The sequence below is a fragment of the Nocardia sp. NPDC003979 genome, assembly GCF_053605015.1.
Map to the genome: position 1 here is coordinate 137,843 of NZ_JBSGIJ010000010.1, position 18,680 is coordinate 156,522.

Annotated in this window: 20 protein-coding genes; 12 read left to right on the top strand and 8 right to left on the bottom strand. The window is 68.2% G+C overall.

What is annotated here, in order from left to right:
• Positions 1-102: 102 nt before the first annotated feature.
• The 4 genes from ACWEVR_RS21460 to ACWEVR_RS21475 are packed head-to-tail and all read left to right on the top strand — an operon-like array spanning position 103 to position 3,547.
• On the top strand, positions 103-1,158 hold the full coding sequence (locus tag ACWEVR_RS21460) for an ABC transporter permease (RefSeq protein WP_452468529.1): 1,056 nt from the start codon (positions 103-105) through the stop codon (positions 1,156-1,158).
• On the top strand, positions 1,155-2,081 hold the full coding sequence (locus ACWEVR_RS21465) for an ABC transporter permease (RefSeq protein WP_452468408.1): 927 nt from the start codon (positions 1,155-1,157) through the stop codon (positions 2,079-2,081). Before ACWEVR_RS21460 ends, ACWEVR_RS21465 begins: the two co-directional genes overlap by 4 nt.
• Positions 2,082-2,105: 24 nt before the next feature.
• Positions 2,106-3,086, top strand: coding sequence for an ornithine cyclodeaminase family protein (locus ACWEVR_RS21470; RefSeq protein WP_452468409.1), 981 nt, complete (start codon positions 2,106-2,108; stop codon positions 3,084-3,086).
• Positions 3,083-3,547: a nucleoside deaminase gene (locus ACWEVR_RS21475; protein ID WP_452468410.1), complete on the top strand. Its 465-nt coding sequence runs from the start codon at positions 3,083-3,085 to the stop codon at positions 3,545-3,547. Before ACWEVR_RS21470 ends, ACWEVR_RS21475 begins: the two co-directional genes overlap by 4 nt.
• 4 nt (positions 3,548-3,551) lie before the next feature.
• Here ACWEVR_RS21475 and ACWEVR_RS21480 read toward each other — a convergent pair whose 3' ends face one another.
• The 3 genes from ACWEVR_RS21480 to ACWEVR_RS21490 all read right to left on the bottom strand — a co-directional run bounded on the left by ACWEVR_RS21480 (position 3,552) and on the right by ACWEVR_RS21490 (position 6,708).
• Positions 3,552-4,934 (bottom strand): MFS transporter, encoded by a 1,383-nt coding sequence (locus ACWEVR_RS21480; protein ID WP_452468411.1) that lies wholly within the window; start codon positions 4,932-4,934, stop codon positions 3,552-3,554.
• A 78-nt stretch (positions 4,935-5,012) separates the two neighbouring features.
• Positions 5,013-6,284, bottom strand: coding sequence for an RNA polymerase sigma factor (locus tag ACWEVR_RS21485; protein ID WP_452468412.1), 1,272 nt, complete (start codon positions 6,282-6,284; stop codon positions 5,013-5,015).
• A gap of 4 nt (positions 6,285-6,288) precedes the next feature.
• Positions 6,289-6,708 (bottom strand): YciI family protein, encoded by a 420-nt coding sequence (locus ACWEVR_RS21490; RefSeq protein ID WP_067488828.1) that lies wholly within the window; start codon positions 6,706-6,708, stop codon positions 6,289-6,291.
• A gap of 184 nt (positions 6,709-6,892) precedes the next feature.
• On the opposite strand from ACWEVR_RS21490, the gene ACWEVR_RS21495 reads away from it, so the two are divergent.
• Positions 6,893-7,675: a crotonase/enoyl-CoA hydratase family protein gene (locus tag ACWEVR_RS21495; RefSeq protein WP_452468530.1), complete on the top strand. Its 783-nt coding sequence runs from the start codon at positions 6,893-6,895 to the stop codon at positions 7,673-7,675.
• On the opposite strand, the gene ACWEVR_RS21500 is transcribed toward ACWEVR_RS21495, so the two are convergent.
• Positions 7,676-8,494 carry a hypothetical protein gene (locus ACWEVR_RS21500; RefSeq protein WP_452468413.1) on the bottom strand — a complete coding sequence of 273 codons (819 nt, stop codon included), beginning with the start codon at positions 8,492-8,494 and terminating at the stop codon, positions 7,676-7,678.
• Between the two features lie 111 nt (positions 8,495-8,605).
• Here ACWEVR_RS21500 and ACWEVR_RS21505 point away from each other — a divergent pair, with 111 nt between their 5' ends.
• Positions 8,606-9,307, top strand: coding sequence for a class I SAM-dependent methyltransferase (locus tag ACWEVR_RS21505; RefSeq protein ID WP_452468414.1), 702 nt, complete (start codon positions 8,606-8,608; stop codon positions 9,305-9,307).
• A gap of 11 nt (positions 9,308-9,318) precedes the next feature.
• On the opposite strand, the gene ACWEVR_RS21510 is transcribed toward ACWEVR_RS21505, so the two are convergent.
• Complete coding sequence (locus ACWEVR_RS21510; protein ID WP_452468415.1) at positions 9,319-9,441, bottom strand: hypothetical protein; 123 nt, start codon at positions 9,439-9,441, stop codon at positions 9,319-9,321.
• A gap of 269 nt (positions 9,442-9,710) precedes the next feature.
• Positions 9,711-10,337, bottom strand: coding sequence for a TetR/AcrR family transcriptional regulator (locus tag ACWEVR_RS21515; RefSeq protein ID WP_452468416.1), 627 nt, complete (start codon positions 10,335-10,337; stop codon positions 9,711-9,713).
• Between the two features lie 139 nt (positions 10,338-10,476).
• On the opposite strand from ACWEVR_RS21515, the gene ACWEVR_RS21520 reads away from it, so the two are divergent.
• Positions 10,477-11,403 (top strand): metal-dependent hydrolase, encoded by a 927-nt coding sequence (locus tag ACWEVR_RS21520; protein WP_225279526.1) that lies wholly within the window; start codon positions 10,477-10,479, stop codon positions 11,401-11,403.
• Between the two features lie 12 nt (positions 11,404-11,415).
• The gene (locus ACWEVR_RS21525; RefSeq protein WP_452468417.1) at positions 11,416-12,570 is read left to right on the top strand and encodes a hypothetical protein; all 1,155 of its coding nucleotides are present in this window, start codon (positions 11,416-11,418) and stop codon (positions 12,568-12,570) included.
• 25 nt (positions 12,571-12,595) lie between these two features.
• Here ACWEVR_RS21525 and ACWEVR_RS21530 read toward each other — a convergent pair whose 3' ends face one another.
• Complete coding sequence (locus tag ACWEVR_RS21530; RefSeq protein WP_452468418.1) at positions 12,596-13,600, bottom strand: oxygenase MpaB family protein; 1,005 nt, start codon at positions 13,598-13,600, stop codon at positions 12,596-12,598.
• Positions 13,601-13,871: 271 nt separating this feature from the next.
• Here ACWEVR_RS21530 and ACWEVR_RS21535 point away from each other — a divergent pair, with 271 nt between their 5' ends.
• The 4 genes from ACWEVR_RS21535 to ACWEVR_RS21550 all read left to right on the top strand — a co-directional run bounded on the left by ACWEVR_RS21535 (position 13,872) and on the right by ACWEVR_RS21550 (position 17,795).
• Positions 13,872-15,518 carry an AMP-binding protein gene (locus ACWEVR_RS21535; RefSeq protein WP_452468419.1) on the top strand — a complete coding sequence of 549 codons (1,647 nt, stop codon included), beginning with the start codon at positions 13,872-13,874 and terminating at the stop codon, positions 15,516-15,518.
• Positions 15,519-15,625: 107 nt separating this feature from the next.
• Positions 15,626-16,819, top strand: a complete 1,194-nt coding sequence (locus ACWEVR_RS21540) for a PucR family transcriptional regulator (protein ID WP_452468420.1) — start codon at positions 15,626-15,628, stop codon at positions 16,817-16,819.
• Positions 16,820-16,824: 5 nt separating this feature from the next.
• The gene (locus tag ACWEVR_RS21545; protein WP_452468421.1) at positions 16,825-17,619 is read left to right on the top strand and encodes a DJ-1/PfpI family protein; all 795 of its coding nucleotides are present in this window, start codon (positions 16,825-16,827) and stop codon (positions 17,617-17,619) included.
• Positions 17,616-17,795, top strand: a complete 180-nt coding sequence (locus ACWEVR_RS21550; RefSeq protein ID WP_452468422.1) for a hypothetical protein — start codon at positions 17,616-17,618, stop codon at positions 17,793-17,795. Before ACWEVR_RS21545 ends, ACWEVR_RS21550 begins: the two co-directional genes overlap by 4 nt.
• A 23-nt stretch (positions 17,796-17,818) precedes the next feature.
• On the opposite strand, the gene ACWEVR_RS21555 is transcribed toward ACWEVR_RS21550, so the two are convergent.
• A complete protein-coding gene (locus ACWEVR_RS21555; protein WP_452468423.1) occupies positions 17,819-18,667 on the bottom strand; it encodes an oxygenase MpaB family protein in 849 nt (282 codons plus the stop codon).
• Positions 18,668-18,680: the final 13 nt, after the last annotated feature.

The window sequence follows — 18,680 nt, forward strand, 5'->3', positions numbered from 1 at the left end:
ACAGCGACCGAGACCCCATCTCGACCGGCATCGCGAGTCGTTCCGCGCGGCCTCGGCAAGCTCTCCGCGGGGCACCACCCCCTCGTCGTCGCTGTCGCGGCCATGCTGGCCGCCGGAGTGATCGGGCTGATCCTGGCTGCCGTCGCGGGCGCCGCCCCCGCCGCCACGATGACAGCACTGTGGGAGGGCATGTTCGGCAGCGACTACGCCGTGGGCGCCTCGCTCAATGTCGCGGCCACGCTGATGCTGGTGGCCGTCGGGTTCACCATCGCCCACCGCGCCGGGCTGGTCAATGTCGGTGGTGAGGGCCAGATCTGCGCCGGTGGGATCGCCGCCACCGCGATCGGCACCACCCTCACCGGCACGCCCGCCGCGATCACGGTGCCCACGGTATTGCTCGGGGCGGCGGCCGCGGGGTGGCTGTGGGCCGCGATCGCGGCGTATCTGCGGGTCGCGCGCGGCACCAGCGAGATCATCACCACGCTGCTGCTCAACTTCGTCGGCCTGGCGCTGGTGCTGCTCGTCGTGCACGAGCCCGCGCTGCTGCGTCAGCCGGTGACCTCCTCGGAGACCCTGCCGCAATCCGAACAACTCACCGAGGCCGCGCATCTGCCCCTGCTCGGTATCGAACGCTCCCCCGCGACCATCGCCCTGTGGATCGCCGTGCTCGCCGCGTTCGGCACCGCGATTCTGGTGCGCCACACGGCACTCGGTACCCGGTTGCGTGCGGTCGGGCTCAATCCCGACGCGGCGGCGAGGGTGGGTGTGCCGGTGGGCCGACTGCGTTTCCTCAGCCTCTCGGCGGCGGGTGCCTTCGCGGGCGTCGCGGGCGGACTGCTGGTGGCGACGGCGCCGTTCGTCCTCGCCGAGGGATTCTCCTCCGGGTACGGGTTCTCCGGGCTGGTCGTCGGGCTGCTGGCACGTGGCTCCCTGAGCGCCGTCGTCGCGGTGTCGCTCCTGCTCGGATTCCTCGTCTCCGGTGGGATCAACCTGCAGCTGGCCGCGAACGTGCCCGCTTCGACCATCGCGGTCGTGGAGTCCCTGATGATCGTCTTCATCGCGGGCGCTGCCATCTGGACATCCCGAACGCGCAAAGCCGCTGCGTCACAACCAGTTCCCGACACGAGCACCACCGACGCGGCAGGAGCGAGCCGATGAGCCTCGACACGGTCACCGACATCGCCACCAGCGGCATCGGCTTCACCCTGCCCATCCTCGTCGCGGCGAGCGGTGAGCTGGTCAGTGAGCGCGCGGGCGTGCTCAATCTGAGCCTCGAGGCGATGATGCTCACCGGCGCGTTCGCGGGCGTACTCGGTGCGGTCGCCACCGGGTCGCCGGTGCTCGGCACGGCCACCGCGGTGCTGGCCGCCCTGATATTCGGTGCGTTACAGGCCGTCTGGAGTATCGGACTGCGTGCCGACCAGATCGTCGTCGGCATCGCGAGCAACGCTCTCGCTCTCGGCGCGACCACCTACGGCTCGCGCCTGCTGCTCGCCGACGGCAAAGGGCACAGCGTTGTGGGCTTCGAGGCACTGCGAATTCCTGTGCTGCACGATATTCCGGTCATCGGTCCGGCACTGTTCGGGCAGACCGCACTCGGGTACCTGTGTATCGCCCTCGTCGCGGGGTCGGCGTTCGTGTTCTCCCGCCGCACCAAAATTGGTCTGGTGGTCGATGCGATCGGCGAGGACGCCGTGGCCGCCGATCGCACCGGCCTGCCCGTGCGCGCCGTCCGCTACGGCTGCGTGCTGCTCGCCGCGTTCGCCGCGGGCCTCGGCGGCGCGCAGCTGGCGCTGTCAGAGGTGCATTCGTTCAGCGACAACATGACCGGCGGCATCGGGTATCTGGCCGTGGTCGCGGTGATCGCGGGCCGCTGGCGGGCGCTCGGCGTCATCTGGGCGTCGGTGTTCTTCGGCATCGCCCAGGCGCTGCAGTTCGCGTTGCCCGCGCTCGGTGTCGATGTGCCGTTCGCGCTGCTGGTGATGCTGCCGTATCTGATCGCGATCGTCGCCGTGAGTGGTCTGGTCGGCAACAGCCGTGCACCGCGCGACCTGACGGTCGCCTTCGCCCGAACCTCCTGATCCACCGCTTCCGAGGAGCCACCGATGACTCTGATCCTGTCGCATTCCGATGTGGCCGCCCTGATCGACCGGGCCGAGGTGCTCGCCGCCGTCGAACGCGCGCACGCCGACCTCGCGCTCGGCACGGCGGTGGTCCCCGCGCCGCCCGCGGTGGGCGTGGGCGCCACCGCCTTCGTTCCGATGGTCGCCGCCGCCGAATCCGCCGGGGCCGCCGCCGTGAAACTGCTCGCCGACCTCCCCGCCAACCGGGAACGCGGACTGCCGGTACAGCGCTCGGTGATCCTGGTGACCTCCGCGCTCGACGGCAGCTGCGAGGCGCTCGTCGACGGACGGCTCGTCACCGCCGTGCGAACGGCCGCCGCCAGCGCGGTGGCGACCGAATACCTTGCCAGACAAGACAGTTCCACACTGGGGTTGATCGGAGCCGGTGCGCTGGCGATCGAGCACACCCGCGCCGTCGCCCGGGTACGCGACATCGACACCGTGCTGGTCTGGTCGCGGTCCGCCGCCACCGTCGAGCGGTTCCGCGCTGCGATCGCCGACCTCGGGCTGGAGGTGCGGGCGATGCCGTCACCGGAGTCGGTGACACGGGCGGCCGACGTGCTGTGCACCCTCACCCCCGCACGGGAACCGATCGTGCGCGGTGCCTGGTTCGGCGAGGGGCTGCACGTGAACGCGGTCGGCGCCCCGCCTCGCGCCGATCACCGCGAGGTCGACGGGGCCGCCATGCGCCGGGCGCGCGTGATCGTAGACTCGATCGCGACAACGCTCACCAAGTCGGGCGACACGCTGCTGGCCATCGCCGACGGCGCGATCACCGAAGCCGAGGTGAGTACCGAACTGGGCCAGGTCGTCCTCGGCCGGGCGGCCGGCCGGACCAGCCCACGCGACATCACCCTGTTCAACTCGGTCGGTATCGGCCTGCAAGATCTCGTCACCGCCCGCCTGCTCATCGACAAGGCCCGCGCCCAGGGCCGCGGAACGGAAGTGGAGCTCAGCGCATGACCACACTCACCGACACCGACATCGCCTACCTGCGCCGGGCCATCGACCTCGCCGCCCAGGCGGCGGTGCTCGGTGACCGGCCGTTCGGTGCCGTCACCGTCGACCGCGACGGTACGGTGCTCGCCGAATCCGCGAACGCCGTCGCCACCACCGGCGATGTCACCACCCACGCCGAACTGGTCGCGATCACCGTCGCCTCCGCCACCGGCAAGGCCGAGGCGCTGCAAGGCGCCACCGTGTACGCCAGCGGTGAGCCGTGCCCGATGTGCGCCGCCGCGATGGTGTGGGCCCAGGTGGGTCGCATCGTGTTCGCGGCGGCGGCCTCGGAGTTCGGGCCCATCCTCGGGCCGGGACCCAGCTTCACCTTGAGCTGCGCCGACGTGGTCGCCAGTTCGAATGTGGCCATCGAGGTGAGCGGGCCGCACCTCGGCGACGAGGCACTCGCGGTGTTCCGGTCCTGAGGACCTACTTCACCGGGACAGCGGGATCGAGCCCCTCGGCGAGTTCCACCGGCTCGCCGAGCTCGCGCTGTTCCTCGAGGGCTTCCGGCGTGCCGGGCACCTGGGTACCGCGCAGCGACATGCCCTTGGTCTCGATGAGGAAGTAAGCCGCGATCAGGCCGACCAGACACGCGCCGAACATGTAGTAGGCCGGGAACAGATTGTCGCCGGTCAGCTCGATGAGCGACTGGTTGATCACCGGCGCGGTGCCACCGAAGATCGAGGTGGCCACGTTGTAGCCGATCGCCACACCCGCGAACCGCACGATGGTGGGGAACATCGCCGGGAAGGTCGCCGAAATGGTGGCCAGCTGCGGCGCGTAGAGCAGGCCGAGGATGGCGAAACCGATGATGGCGCCGGTGAGCGACGTGCCGATCAGGATGTACACCGGGATCACCGTGATCATCAGCGCCGCACAGGAGAACAACCACATCGGCCTGCGACCGATCCGGTCCGAGAGCGCACCGAGGAACGGCAGGGTCAGCAGCATCACGATCTGGCCGATCAGCGGCACGAGCAGCGCGTCGGATTCCGCCATGCCGATGGTGTTGCCGAGATAGGTCGGCGTGTAGCTCAGCAGCGAGTAATTCACCACGTTCAAGGCGATGACCAGACCGAAAAGCGTCAGCACCGGGCGCAGGTATTTGGTCAGCAGATCGCGATAGACCCCGACCGTTTCCTCGGTCTCGTCCTTCGCCTCGATTTCGCGGAATACCGGGGTGTCCTCGACCCGGCTGCGCAGATACATGCCGATCAGGCCGAGCGGTGCGGCGATCAGGAACGGAATGCGCCAGCCCCACGATTCCATGCTCGTGGCGTCGAGCACATTCACCAGCAGCAGCGCCGCCAGATTGCCGAGCGTGAAACCGGCGAGTGTGCCGACTTCGAGGAAACTGCCGTAGAAACCGCGTTTACGGTCGGGCGCGTATTCGGCCATGAACGTCGCGGCGCCACCGTATTCGCCACCGGCGGACAGACCCTGCACCATGCGCAGCGCGTACAGCAGGATCGGCGCGGCGATGCCGATGACCTCGTAACTCGGGATCAGACCGACGGCGAGGGTCGAACCGGCCATCAGGATGATGGTCATCGCGAGCACGCGTTTGCGGCCGATGCGGTCACCGAGCGGACCCCAGATCATGCCGCCGATCGGGCGGATCAGAAAGGAGACCGCGAAACCGAGCAGCGTATAGATAACGCTGGATCCGGTGCCGTCACCGGGGAAGAGCGATGCCGCGATATAGGTGGCGAGGTAGGCGTAGACGCCGTAGTCGAACCATTCGACCGCATTTCCGATCGCCGATGCACCGATTGCCCGGTGCAACACCGATTTCGATTCCTGAGACATCCACAAACCTCTCGTCGTCGCCATTCCGGACTACCCGATCGGTACGCGGACAAAACTTTACGCTTGTGTGTCGCTGGGTCAGAGTGCCTGGAGTTTGCCCGCGAGCACCGCCTTCTCGCGGTCGTTCCGGCAGCGCCGGATCGCCTCGGTGAGCTCGCCGCGCGCCTCCTCGACGCGGCCGAGGCGGGTCAGCAGTTCCCCACGCACGCTCGGCAGCAGATGCGACGACGACAACGCTCCCCCGGCCGCCAGCTCGTCGACGACGGCGAGACCCGCGGCGGCTCCGGCCGCCATCGACACCGCGACGGCCCGGTTCAGCTCGACCACCGGTGAGGGCGCGAGCCTGCCGAGTGCCTCGTACAGCAGCACGATGCGCTCCCAGTTCGTCTGCTCGACCGACGGGGCGACGGCGTGACACTCGGCGATCGCGGCCTGCAACCCGTAGGCGCCCAGCCCACGCCCCACCTGTTCGGCCTTGGCCAGGGCGGCGCGACCGCGCCGGATCGCGGTCCTGTCCCAGCGACGCCGGTCCTGCTGCTCGAGCAGGACCGGTTCGCCGTCGGGTCCGGTGCGGGCGGGGAACCGGGCGGCGGTGAGTTCGAGCAGGGCGAGCAGACCGTAGACCTCGGGTTCGCCGGGCATCAGCCGGGCGAGCACCCGCGCCAGGCGCTGCGCTTCCCCGGCGAGGTCGAACCGGATCAGGTCGCCGCCGCTGCTCGCCGTCGATCCCTCGGTGAAGATCAGATAGATCACCCCGAGCACCGAACCGAGCCGCTCGCGACGTTCGGCGAGCGGCGGCACCTCGAACGGCACCCGTGCCGCGGCGAGGGTCTTCTTGGCGCGGGTGATCCGTGCCTGCACGGTCGCGGTCGGCACCAGGCAGGCCGCGGCGATCTCGTCGCTGGTCAGACCGCCGACCACGCGCAGGGTCAGCGCCAGCCGCGCCTCGCGCGAGAGCACGGGATGGCAGGCGATGAAGATCAGCGCGAGGACGTCGTCGTCTATCTGCTCGGGATCCCACACCGGTTCACCGGCGGGGACCGGCTCGCCGCCGGTGAACGCCCCGCCCTCGCCGAGTCCGGCGGCGAGAGCGGTGTAGCGCTCGTCCAGGGCGGCGCGGCGGCGGAACGCGTCGATCGCGCGCCGTCGTCCGGTGGTGAGCAACCACCCGGCCGGATGCGCGGGCACACCGTCGCGCGGCCACGTCACCAAGGCTTCGGCCAGTGCCTCCTGGGCGAGGTCCTCGGCCATCGCGAAGTCGCCGGTGTAGCGGGCAAGCGCGCCGACGATGCGCGCCGACTCGATCCGCCATACGGCGGCGACCGCCGCACGTCCGGTGTGCTCCGTCATCGCCTCAGAGCTGCCCGGTGGACTCGCGCCAGGCGCGTTCCTTCTGAACCCAGACGTTGTCCTTGGGGAATTCGTCGATGGAGGGCACCCGCCGGATCTCGGTCTTGATGCCGGGACCGGTCATCGGCATCCGCTTGGCCCACTCGACGGCCTCTTCCTTCGATGCCACGTTGAGGATGTAGTACCCGCCGAACAGTTCCTTGGTCTCGCCGTAGGGGCCGTCGGTGACGACCGGAGGCTCCGACGAGTAGTCGACGACAACACCTTCGGCGGCGTCCTCGAGCCCTTCGGCGGCGACGAGCACGCCCGCGCGGATGAGTTCGTCGTTGAACTTGCCCATCGTGTCGAGCATCTCGTCGAAGCTGACGTTCTCGAACTCGGCGAAGGCCTCGTCGGTGGCGCGCATGATCAGCATGTACTTCATGGTGTGTCTCCTTCGGTCGGTGCCCCTGGTGGGCGCTGCGTTCATCCGTAGGTCGAACGGGCACCGCGCGAATCGACACCCGCCGGAAATTCTTTCGCGAATTTTTTTCGGAGCCTACTTGCGGCGTGGTACTTGTCGGTCGGGTTCCGTCCACGACCGGACGGGACAACGAAGGCAGGAGTCGATCGTGAGCGCCGTACTCGTCGAGATGCACGAGCATGTGCTCGTCGCCGTCATCAACCGGCCCGAGGCCATGAACGCGATCGACGGCGAGGTCAGCGCCCAACTCGGCGCGGCCCTGGAACAGGCCGACAACGATCGGGCCGTGCGGGCCTTCGTCCTCACCGGCGCGGGCGACCGGGCCTTCTGTGCCGGCGCGGATCTGCGCGCACTCGGGCGGGGTGAGTCGATTCTGGCTGCGGGACACGAACACTGGGGTATCGGTGGCTACATGCGCCACCCCATCAGCAAGCCGACCATCGCGGCCGTGAACGGGCTCGCGCTCGGTGGCGGTACCGAGCTGGTGCTGGCCAGCGACCTGGCCGTCGCCGCGTCCACCGCCACGTTCGGGCTGCCCGAGGTGGCACGCGGTCTCTTCGCCGCCGCGGGCGGGGCGTTCCGGCTGCCCGAACAGCTGCCGCGCAAGGTGGCTATGGAGATGATCCTGACCGGTGAGCCGATCACCGCCGCACGTGCGTTGGAGTTCGGTCTGGTCAACCGGGTGGTTCCCGCCGACCGGGTCCTCGATACCGCGATGGAGCTGGCGACGCGGATCGCGGCGAACGCGCCGCTGGCGGTGCAGGCGAGCAAGCGGGTGGCGCTCGGCATCGTCGACGGCGCCCTGCCCGACGACCACGCCTGGGACCGGTCCGACCGCGAGATCGCCGAACTCACCCGCTCGGCGGACGTCCGCGAGGGCCTGATGGCGTTCGTCGAGAAGCGCAGCCCGAACTGGCAGGCTCGCTGATCACCAGCCACCCGACATCAGGGCGGCGAGCCCGGGGGCCGGATCGAGCGCGGTGGTCACGTTGGCGACCGTGACCACCGCGAACAGCAGGCCGAGGGCCACCGCGGCCAGGGCATAGGCGCCGAGGACGCCACCGGCCGCGCCTGCGCGCCGCCGCCACAGCACGACACCGAGCCCGAGGAGCCCGGCCGACGCCGCCGCGGCGAGCACGGCCATCGCGACGTGATAGCGCGCGAAGTCCTCGACCATCACCTCCAGTGCCGCCGGACCACCGGGGTAGTCGTCGAGCCCCTGTCCCATCTCGGTCAGTACCCCGGCCAGTGACGCATCGGCCGCGCCGTCGACCGCCATCGGCAGCAAGGACGCGAACGGTGTCACGGCCCCTTGAATATTGGCCAGCACCGCCACCCCGGCGACCGCGAGCACCAGCGTGGTGACCACCCCCGCCACCGCGAACATCGTTCGGTTCGGCTGCCAGGTACGCAGCGAGGACCGCCACAGCATCACCCCGAGCGCGACGAGCACGATCGACCACAGCAACGCCACCACCGCCTTCACGACGTGGTACCCGAACCAGTAGTCCACCGCCGCCTGCAGCTCGGGCGTGAGTTCGGTCTGTCCCGCATGCCAATACGTGACGAGCGCGGACCGGAAACCCGCGCGCAGCGCGTGCTCGTCGGCGAAATCCGCGCCGGGCAGCCACCCCGCCACCAGGGGCGGCGCGAACACGAACGCGAAGGCGAGCACAATCGCCGCGCTGAGGGCGATGACGAGGCGACGGGCCGCGCCCGCGCCCGATGCTACGAAGACGGTGGACACGGTCACTCCCTGCTCGGTACGGGTGTTCGACGACCATTGTGACCGCGACGTGGCATCATGGCCGCTCGAACGGACGGACTCACACATTTCGATGGATTGAGGGGACCGAGCGTGACGAGCAGCAATTTCGCCTACACCGGGTGCGACAACCTGGAGGTGATGGCCGAAGCGATCAACTACAACAAATTTCTCCTCGACTGCGTCGAAAAACATGTCACCACAACGGATCTGCGTGTGCTCGATTTCGGCGCGGGACAGGGCACCTACGCCGATCTGCTCGCCGAACGCGAGATCTTCCCCGAGTGTCTGGAACCGGACCCCGACCTGCAGAAAGTACTGCTGGCGAAGGGCTACAAGGTCGTCCACTGCGACACCGAACCGCCCGAGGCCGAAAAATACGGGCTCATCTATTCTTTCAACGTTTTCGAGCACATCAAGAACGACCAGGAAGCCGCGGAACACCTGGCGTCACTGTTGCGGCCGGGTGGCACGATGGTGATCTACGTGCCCGCGCTCGAGATGCTGTTCTCCTCGATGGATGTGAAAGTCGAGCACTACCGCCGTTACCGGCGCACCCAACTGAACCGGATTCTGCGTAATGCCGGGCTCGAGGTGGTGGATTCGCGCTACTGCGATCCGATCGGGTTCTTCGCCACCATGGCCTACAAACTGCTCGGCAACGACGACGGCAGCATCAATGTGCGCGCGCTCAAGCTCTACGACCGGGTCGTCTTCCCGCTCAGCAAGGCCCTGCAGTCGGTGACCGGCAAGCTGTTCGGGAAGAACGTCCTGGTCGTCGCGAGAAAACCCTGAGCCGGAAACGCTCAGCGCGGCGGATTGCCCGTCCATTCGGGCTCGTCCGGCGGCTTGGGTCCGCTCCGCGTCTTGCGCCACAGCACGACGGCCGCCACCACGACGACCACGGCGAGAATCACGAGAATCTCCATATCCGCCGCCTACCCGGTGAATCCGTCCTCAACCAGCAACGGCGAACCACGTTTGAGCCGTCACCCAGCGGGAACCACCCTGATGTGGTGCTCGACCGGCCCGTTGTACGAGGCGCCGAACGGTCCGGGGGAGCAATGTTTTTCGGTCACGGTGTCGACACCGGTGCACCCGCGGGGTCGGGCCGACGCTCCACCGCGATGCCAACGACGTCATCGCACGGAGTCCTCGTCGGACGCCCCCGCGGGACACGCCAGAAACAGCAGCGGCCTCAGCGCTCGAGGAATTCTCCGGCGGCGGCCTGAGCGCTGATGGCCGTGCCCATCCACCGCCGCAGGTAACGGCGTAGTTCGTCGTCGGTGCGCGGCGGGTCACCGGGCGACAAGAAGAACGACTGCATCGTCCGCAGCACGTATTCGACCAGTTCCCGCAGCGCCTGCTCGTCGTAGCCGTGCACGGCCCAGTCCACGTCGAACCGCCGGATCATGGTCATTCCGAAGGCCTGCGCCTCCTCGGAGGTGAGGCTGTCCGGGCGGACGTTGGAGTAGGAACTCGACAGCAGGATGCCCAGGTGCGGTGTGCGGCGCACCTCGGCCAGCGTGTAGACCACCGCCTCGACCATCGCCTCCACCGGATCGCCGAGCCCGCGCACCTCCGCCGCGAGCCGGTCGAGGAAACCCTCCACCGACGCCATCGCGGCGGCGGTCATCAGCGCGTCGGCGCTCGGGAAGTACCGGTAGACCGTCTGCCGGATGACACCGAGCGATTCCGCCACATCGGCGATGCTGATCTCCGCCCCGGTGCGCCCGATCAATTCGACTGCCGCCGCGACGATCCGGCGCGTCGCCTCCGCATCGTCCCCCGGCGGACTTCCGCCCCAACCCCGTCTGCGCGCCACCCGGTGGACGCTAGCACAAGCGCAGGTCACAGCCGATTCCGTCAAAGTCATCATACAGACCAACGTTCAGTCGTATGATTACCTCACCCAACCGAGTGGCGGCCGGACCGGCGTACGCCCGAACAACGAGGTACTCACCGTGACCGAACTTCACGTCCGCAAGATGGATTTCGCGTTCGCCGACTACGACGTGCCGTTTCTGTGGAACCCGCAGAATCCGGCGTTCTCCTCGATGGCCAACGCCGTCTCGTTCCTGGCGATCGGCTTCGAGAAGATGATCGTGCAGCTCATCAACCAGGCGAAACCGCAGATCACCGACCCCGAGGTGGCCGAGGAGGCCGACGCGTTCATGCGTCAGGAGGGTCAGCACTCCACCGCTCACCGCCAGCATGTGAAGGGCCTGATCCGTCGCTATCCCGGGCTACAGCAGACCCTCGACGCCGTGATCCGCGAGTTCGACGAACTCACCGCGTCCACCCCGGTCAAGTACCGCCTGGCCTACACCGCCGACCTCGAGGCCACCTTCACCCCGGTGTTCAAACTGATGCTCGACAACGACTCCACGTTGTTCGCCCCCGGCGACGACCGGGTGGCCTCGCTGTTCATCTGGCATTTCGTCGAGGAAGTCGAACATCGCAGTTCGGCGCTGATCATCTTCAACTCGGTGGTGAACAGCGAGCTGTACCGGATGCGGGTGGCGCCGTCGGTGTTCCGGCACGTGCTACGCGTGATCCGGGTGGCCTGCGCGGGCTTCAACGAGCATGTGCCGCTGGAAGACCGGCAGGTCGACGCGCTGTCGATGTTCGCGAGCTACCGCAATCAGCAGACCCTGCGCCGGCTGCTGCCAGGCCTGCGCCCCGCCGACAACGGCACGATGCCACGCGCCTTCGACGATCTCGGCCTGAAGGAGCAGCTCGTCGCCCTGGGCGGGATCATCCGCAGCCAGACGCCGGGGCACAACCCCGCGCACGAGAAGCTGCCCGACCTGGCCGGTGAGTGGTTCCGCCGCTACGACGAGGGCTACGACGTCACCCGCTGGTACACCGCCGATTCCGTGAGCTCCTAGAAGGGCCGACCCATGGCCGAACACTGTTCCCCCACCTTCGCCGACCTCGCGGGCCAACTCGGCTTCTCCTGCGAGGAGGCCGGTGGACTCGTCGAGTTCCGCAGCCCGTTGGGGCTGGAGAACTGGACCCTGCCCGTTCTCGAACTGACCATCGTGCTCGGTGCGGTGCTGGCGCTCTGGTTCGCCATCGTCCGCCTGCGCCGCCACGGCGACCCGACCAACCTCGTCCTGTGGTTCGGTGCGACCGCGTACCTGTTCATCATCGAGCCGCCGCTGTACTTCCCCGCCGCGTTCGGTATCGAGGACCACGTCGACACGATGTTCGCGCACAACGTGTTCACCGTCGACTTCCTGTGGGGCCGCCTGCCGATCTACATCATCGCGATCTATCCGCTGATGGCGACGATGGCCTTCGGCCTGGTGCGCATGCTCGGTATCTTCCGCCGGTTCGGGGTGCTGATCGGCGCCACCTGTGTCGGCTTCGTGCACCACGCCTTCTACGAGATCTTCGATCACCTCGGGCCGCAACTGCGCTGGTGGGAGTGGTCGGTGGACAATCCGATCAACCAGCCGATGTTCGATTCGGTGCCGATGGGCAGCGTGGTGGTGTTCGCCGCGCTGTGGCCGATGTCGCTGGCGTTCTGCGTGCAGTACTTCGTCGGACGGCATGTCGACGCGGGCAAGCGGTTCACGGGCGTCGAATTGACCTGGCGCACTGTGGTCATCGGCCTGCTCGCCTCGGTGGGCACCTTCCTGCTGCCGCTTCCGGCGACCGTGCTCGGCATGAGCAGCACGACGGTGCGCGGGGTGGTGTACGGGCTGGAACTCGCGGTGTTGATGGTCGTCGCCTCGATCGTCATGTTCCGCCAGTGGTCGGATCTGCGCCGGGGCACCACCCCCGACCCCGGCTACACCGACCCCTTCGTCCAGCGTTTCGCGACCTTCTACCTGCTGGTCTTCGCCGGTCTCTGGCTCGCCGCCCTGCCCGACTTCTTCGCGGCGACCGATGGCGAGACCGGCAACGGCGATCCCATCGGCAACCTCTGGTACACCGCCGCCTGTTTCGTCGTCGCCGTGTTGTCGATCGCGGCGACCTACACGCTGCCGACCAGCCGATCGGCCGACCCCCACACCTCGGCTCCGACGGCCTCGGAGGTGCGCGGCTGACCGATGCGACGACGTGCGGCCCGCCTCAGATGAGCGGTTTCTGCTTGCGGATGCGGCGCCGCACGTCACGCATCATCGAGTGGGTACCGGCGAACCGGATGAATTTCGGGATGAACCGGTTGACGAAACCGACGAACAGGAAGAGGTTCTCGAACCGGCGCTGGTCGGACTCGCTCCATTCGATCCCCATCTGCTCGCGGAAGTGCGGCGGCAGGAATCCGGAGGTCAGAAACTCCAGGAGGCCGCCGAACAGCAGCCGCAGCGACCAGTGGATCATCCGCAGGTGCACGAGATCGTCGATGTAGGCACGGAATTCGTCGTCGCAGACCACCTGCTCGCACGCCTGGAGCCAGTACTCGTCGAAGTCGGCGCGGGTCTCGGGCCACATGTCGGGGTGGACCTGCAGGGTCGTGCCGAAGGTGTCGGCGCCCTGATAGAACGCTTCCAGCTCTTCCTCGGTCATCTTGCCGCACAGCAACTGGTGGGTGTCCTCGAAGCCGATGTAGATGGCGGCGGCGACGTACAGCTGCAGATTGCGGTCGAAGGCGTTGTACTTCACCTTGGATTCGGGGCGGGACCTCACCTGCCGATGCGCGACGTTCACCGCCTCGCGCATCGCCTTCTTGTCCTCGTCGGTGCCGAGGACGGCCACCGCGAGGTAGGCGGAAGTGGTGCGCAGCCGCTTCCACGGGTGCACCATGAGGGCACCGGATTCGACCTGGCTTTCCATGACGCCCGCGGCCACACCCTGATGGGCGAACTGCATCGCCACGTTCGCGGCCGCACCGGCGAACATCCAGAAGTCCAGGGCGTCGGCCAGCCGTGCGGGCCGCTTACGCGGGGATCGGTAGGTGTCGGGGATGTGGATGCGTACCCGGTCGAGGGTCAGCTCGCGGGAAACCGGCGCGAGTCCCGATCCCGCGGCCGGTCCGGACGTTGGCCGCCAGTGCCCGCCCGGACCCTCCTCGACATATCCCTCGCTGTTCGGGTCCGAGTAGTCGGGATCGCCGGGCTTCGTTGCCGTGGTCATCGTCATCCTTTCCCAGAGGCGTCTCGCCGCGGAATCTCGCGAGCGCGTGTCACCGCCGAGCACGCCTCGACGTCGAGGCTTATGTTACTGCTAATTCTCACGATCGAGGGTCAGTTCGAGTCGAAATCGTCCGAGTTCTCATTGGTTCACGATGGCCATCCTCGCGATTTCCGCGAATAAGTTACCGCTGATTCTCTCGACTGCTAGGCTGGCTTCCGTTCCGCCTAGCCGGCGGCAGCTCCTTGCCGACGACCGACCCTCGGAGGTATCCGTGCCGTCCGTCTCCTTCGCACCGACCGAGGTCGTCCGCACCGTTGCCGACTCTCTGGCCGCCGCCGCTGTCCTACACCGACGCGGTGCGATCGAACTCCGGCACCCGATCGAGCTCTTACGGACGGCCCGTGACGCCGCCGCTCTCGGTCCGGCCGTGACCACGCTGGCGCACGCCACCCGCGTCGCGAGTTCGGCCACCGCAGTGATCGACGACCGCGGACCGATCACCTTCGAACAGCTCGATCACGCCTCCAACCGCCTCGCCAACGGGCTGGCCGCGCAAGGGGTCACGGCCGAGTCGGTGGTCGGCGCGTTGTGCCGCGACCACCGCGGCTTCATCTTGTCGCTGCTGGCAGCGGGCAAGCTCGGCGCACGCATCGTCTTGCTCAACACCGGTATGGCAGGCCCGCAACTGCGCACGGTCGTGGAGCGCGAGCGGATCAAGATGTTGCTCGTCGATGCCGAGTTCGCCGACCTGTTCGACGAACTCGCACGCGAGATTCCGATCATCCTCACGCGCGCGGGCGACGCCGACCGGCCGGGACGGCCGACGATCCATGCCGTCGCGGCGTGGCACTCCGGCGTTCCACTACCCGCGCCCGCCTCGCCCGGAGGCATCGTCGTGCTCACCAGCGGCACCACCGGAACACCGAAAGGTGCTCCGCGCGGCAAGGTTTCGCCGTTGCAGTCGGCGCAGTTCCTGGATCGCATCCCGCTCCCCAAGACGAGCACCATCGTCCTCGCCGCGCCGTTGTTCCACGGCACCGGCCTGTCGCAGCTGATCCTGGGCTGGGCGCTCGGCAACACGGTGGTGCTGCTGCCGGACCGGTTCGATCCCCGCAACACCCTGGCCGCCGTCGCCCGCCACCGCGCGAGCGCGCTCGTCCTTGTTCCGACCATGCTGCAGCGCATCGTCGATCTGGGCGAGCAGGTGCTGGCCGAATACGACACCTCCGCGTTGACGGTGATCTTCTCGGCAGGCTCGGCACTGGCACCGGACCTGAGCCGGCGCACCGCGCGGTATTTCGGCGAGGTGCTCTACAACCTCTACGCCTCCACCGAGGTCGCCGTGGCCGCCGTCGCGACTCCGCGGGATCTGCGCGAGGCGCCGGGCACAGTCGGGCGCCCGCCCGTCGGCTGCCGGGTCGCGATCTACGACGAGCAGCGTCGCCGGATCACCACGCCGGGCGTGGTCGGGACCGTCTTCGTCACCAGCGGCCTCAGCTTCAGCGGCTACACCGACGGCACCGGCAAGGAGATGATCGACGGGATGTGCTCGAGCGGCGATCTCGGTCATTTCGACGCCGAGGGCAGGCTGTTCATCGACGGGCGTGACGACGACATGATCGTCTCCGGCGGGGAGAACGTCTACCCGCTCGAGGTCGAGAACCTGCTCGTCGACCGGCCCGACATCCTCGAGGCCGCCGTCGTCGGCGTCGCCGACCGCGATTTCGGGCAGAGTCTGCGCGCCTATGTCGTGCGGGCCCCGGGCGCCTCGTGCACCGCGCGCGAGGTGCAGGAGTACGTGCGCACCACCCTCGCGCGACACAAGGTTCCCCGCGAGGTGCGGTTCGTCGACGCCCTGCCGCGCAATGCCACGGGCAAAGTCCTGCGCCACCGACTGGAAGCCGTGGACACACCATGACAGTCCGAGAACCACAGACGGCACCACCGCTCAGGCCGGTCGCAGCACTCGGCCGTACCCGCGTCGCCGCAGGTGGTGGCACCGAGGCAATCGAGGAGGATCCGACGATGCCGCTGGACCTGGCCGACCAACCACCGCGCTGTGCGCAGCCCGATGTCGGCGTCATGACCGGACGGGTCGTCAGCTACTTCGTCCGCGACCTCGCCAGGCGCCGGGCGCTGCTCGGTGACGCGATCTCGGACGAGCTCACCACGTCCGCCGGCATGTGTGCGCGGATCGGCCGGGGCCTCGTCGACGACGAGGATGTCGCGGGCGAACTCGACTGGCTCACGACCGCCGCGGCCGTTTGGGCCAGGGAAGGGTTGTCGATCGAGGACATCCTGCGTGCCTTCCACGAGGCGCTGTGGGCGAGCGTGGACACGGTGTTCTCTCCCCGCAACGGCTATGGCGACGACACGCTCGCCGCGGGACTGCGCGCATCAGTGCGACTGTCGAATCTCCTGTCCACCACGATGATCAGCGCTTACCTGCGTGAATACCGCGTGGTCGCGGGCGAACACCACACCGCGATGCGGACCGTGACCTCGGCGCTGCTCGCCGGCCGCGCGACGGCCACGATGGCCCGGGAGTCGGGCGTGCACATCGCGGACGCATATCGGGTGCTCGCAGTGTCGATTCCCCGCAGGTCACCGAAGCAGTGGCAGACCGGCGATACGGCACGGCGCCGACTCCACCGTGTCCACAAGGCACTGGAACGGCACATCGATACCGCCCTCGCGATGCTGTCACCCGACGGCGGGACCATCCTGATCCCCGGTGACGACACCGATGATGTCCGATTCGACAACCTCGTCGACACACTCTCGACCGCTGCCCGTGCCGAGATCACCGCGGCCGTGGTCGTCAGCGGCACCGCCGACATTCCCGACGCGGCACAGCTCGCACACGAACTTCTCGACATCGCGGGCCGACTCGGCTACCCACCCGCGCTCTACCGATTCGAAGACCTCGCGCTCGAATACCAGCTCACCCGGCCCGGACCGGGCCTGGCCGGACTCGGCGAATTGCTCGCACCGCTGGACGATCATCCCGCGTTGTCCAAGACCGTGCGGGTGCTCGTCGCCAACAATATGAATCGCCAGCGCACCGCGCGGCAGCTGCACGTGCACACCAACACCATCATCTACCGGCTCGGCCGGATCGCGGCCTTGACCGGGATCGATGCGACCGGCGCCACCGGACTCTGGCAGCTGAAGTCGGCCATGGTGGCCCGCGCGTTCCACACCGAAAAGCGGTGGTGAACCACATGCAAATCGCCGTGCTGTGCTATCCGGGCATGACCGCACTGGACGCGATAGGCCCGTACGAGGTCCTCCGGTTCATGCCGGCGACCAGCATCCGATTCGTCTGGCATGAGGTCGGTCCGATCGTCACCGACAGCGGCAGCCTCCTACTCGGGGCGACCCACACGCTCGACGAGACGGTGCGTCCCGACATCATCGTCGTGCCCGGCGGCCCCGCCGCCACGGTGGTCGCGACGGACGAACGCGTCCTGGCCTGGCTTCGCCGAGTCCACGAGACATCGACCTGGACGACGTCGGTCTGCACCGGCGCGCTGATCCTCGCCGCCGCGGGCCTGATCGACGGCCGACCCGCCACCACCCACTGGGCCGCTCAGCGAGCCCTCGCCACACTGGGCGCCCACCCACAACCCGGTGAACGATTCGTCCACACCGACCGAATCGCCACCGCCGCAGGCGTTTCCGCGGGAATCGACCTGGCGCTCTGGCTGGTCGGCAGCATATGCGGCACCGAGCGCGCCCGGATCATTCAGCTGGACATCGAGTACGACCCCGCACCGCCCTTCGACATGCCACAGCCGAACGAAACATCGGCGTCGATTCGTCGCGCGGCCCTCGCCGATCAATGGCGGCTCGGCCTGAGCTCCGGGATGGCACCCCGGATCGCCGGGTCGGTGCCGTTGCTGTTGTGGCACACGGCGATACGGAGGGTACGGCGCGGCACCACCGCGAAGCCCGAGCCCGCAGTGCACGACTTCCCACGCAGCACATCCGAGCTACCGGCCGACGGTGGTCGATGAAGTCGCGGCAGCTCGCCTCGACAGAGGCGCTACTGCTCCACGATCGGGCCGCGCGACTGCTCGGTCTCACGGTGACCCGCAAGGACCGCCTCGCCCTCAGCGCCTACGCCGCGACGCTGCGCGGCGCGGGCCATCTGGCACCTCGCGCGGTTCGCTGTCTGCCGGTCGCTCGATAGCAGTACGGATTTGTGGCAGCCGCTCACACCAACGGCAGGCCGCGCGCCTGCCGGCGGCGCATGTCGTGCAGATATGTCTCGAAGGGGTACAGCCGCCAGGACTCGGGGACCACCGACAGCACGCGGCCGATCGCCCGCATCGTGATCTCGAAGGCGCGCTGCTTGCGACCACTCCACGGCAACCCGAGTTCATCGCGAAAGTGTTGCGGCAGAAAGCCGGTGGTGAAAAACCGGTTCACCCGGCGGAACAGGAATCGCTCCCACGGCCGGTAGGGGCCCATGTCGACCACCTGGCTCACCAGATATTCCCGGACCTCGTCGTCCAAGGAGAGGCCGGGGAGCATGGACTCCCAATAGTCGGCGAAGGCGGCACGATCCGCGGGCCAGAGTTCCGGTGGCACCTGCAGGGTTGTCCCGAATCGCGCTGATTCCGAATACAACTCGTCCGCCGACTCCTCGTCCAGCGCACCGAACAGGTAGGTCACCGAATCGAGGGTGCCGCGGTAGAGGCAGGCCGCGACCCACAGTTGCAGCCGCGGATCGAAGGCGTTGTAACGCACCGCGCTGTCGGGCCGTGATCGCACCTGCCGGTGCGCGGTGTTCACGGCCGCACGGAAGGCGACCCGATCTTCCTCGGTGCCGAGCATCGCGACCGCCAGGTACGTCAACGTGGTTCGGCCCCGCTTCCGTGGACGCAGATCGAAACGCCCATTGGTCACGGTGCTTTCCACGACACCGCGACCGACCGGCGCCCAGCTCAGTTGCATGATCACATTCGCTGGGCCGCCCAGAAGCGCCGCCGGACCGGCCAAATAACGCCGCCGGTCGCCCGACGGTTCCGATGTTCGTACCGCTGCGGTCCGACGACGCATCACTACTCCAGAG

Excerpts from the sequence above, each read along its gene's own strand:
- ACWEVR_RS21545 (WP_452468421.1), top strand. The coding sequence starts at position 16,825 with ATGCAAATCGCCGTGCTGTGCTATCCGGGCATGACCGCACTGGACGCG.
- ACWEVR_RS21490 (WP_067488828.1), bottom strand. The coding sequence starts at position 6,708 with ATGAAGTACATGCTGATCATGCGCGCCACCGACGAGGCCTTCGCCGAG.
- ACWEVR_RS21525 (WP_452468417.1), top strand. The coding sequence starts at position 11,416 with ATGGCCGAACACTGTTCCCCCACCTTCGCCGACCTCGCGGGCCAACTC.
- ACWEVR_RS21510 (WP_452468415.1), bottom strand. The coding sequence starts at position 9,441 with ATGGAGATTCTCGTGATTCTCGCCGTGGTCGTCGTGGTGGCGGCCGTC.
- ACWEVR_RS21465 (WP_452468408.1), top strand. The coding sequence starts at position 1,155 with ATGAGCCTCGACACGGTCACCGACATCGCCACCAGCGGCATCGGCTTC.
- ACWEVR_RS21530 (WP_452468418.1), bottom strand. The coding sequence starts at position 13,600 with ATGACCACGGCAACGAAGCCCGGCGATCCCGACTACTCGGACCCGAAC.
- ACWEVR_RS21470 (WP_452468409.1), top strand. The coding sequence starts at position 2,106 with ATGACTCTGATCCTGTCGCATTCCGATGTGGCCGCCCTGATCGACCGG.
- ACWEVR_RS21485 (WP_452468412.1), bottom strand. The coding sequence starts at position 6,284 with ATGACGGAGCACACCGGACGTGCGGCGGTCGCCGCCGTATGGCGGATC.
- ACWEVR_RS21460 (WP_452468529.1), top strand. The coding sequence starts at position 103 with ATGCTGGCCGCCGGAGTGATCGGGCTGATCCTGGCTGCCGTCGCGGGC.
- ACWEVR_RS21475 (WP_452468410.1), top strand. The coding sequence starts at position 3,083 with ATGACCACACTCACCGACACCGACATCGCCTACCTGCGCCGGGCCATC.
- ACWEVR_RS21550 (WP_452468422.1), top strand. The coding sequence starts at position 17,616 with ATGAAGTCGCGGCAGCTCGCCTCGACAGAGGCGCTACTGCTCCACGAT.
- ACWEVR_RS21480 (WP_452468411.1), bottom strand. The coding sequence starts at position 4,934 with ATGTCTCAGGAATCGAAATCGGTGTTGCACCGGGCAATCGGTGCATCG.
- ACWEVR_RS21540 (WP_452468420.1), top strand. The coding sequence starts at position 15,626 with ATGCCGCTGGACCTGGCCGACCAACCACCGCGCTGTGCGCAGCCCGAT.
- ACWEVR_RS21555 (WP_452468423.1), bottom strand. The coding sequence starts at position 18,667 with ATGCGTCGTCGGACCGCAGCGGTACGAACATCGGAACCGTCGGGCGAC.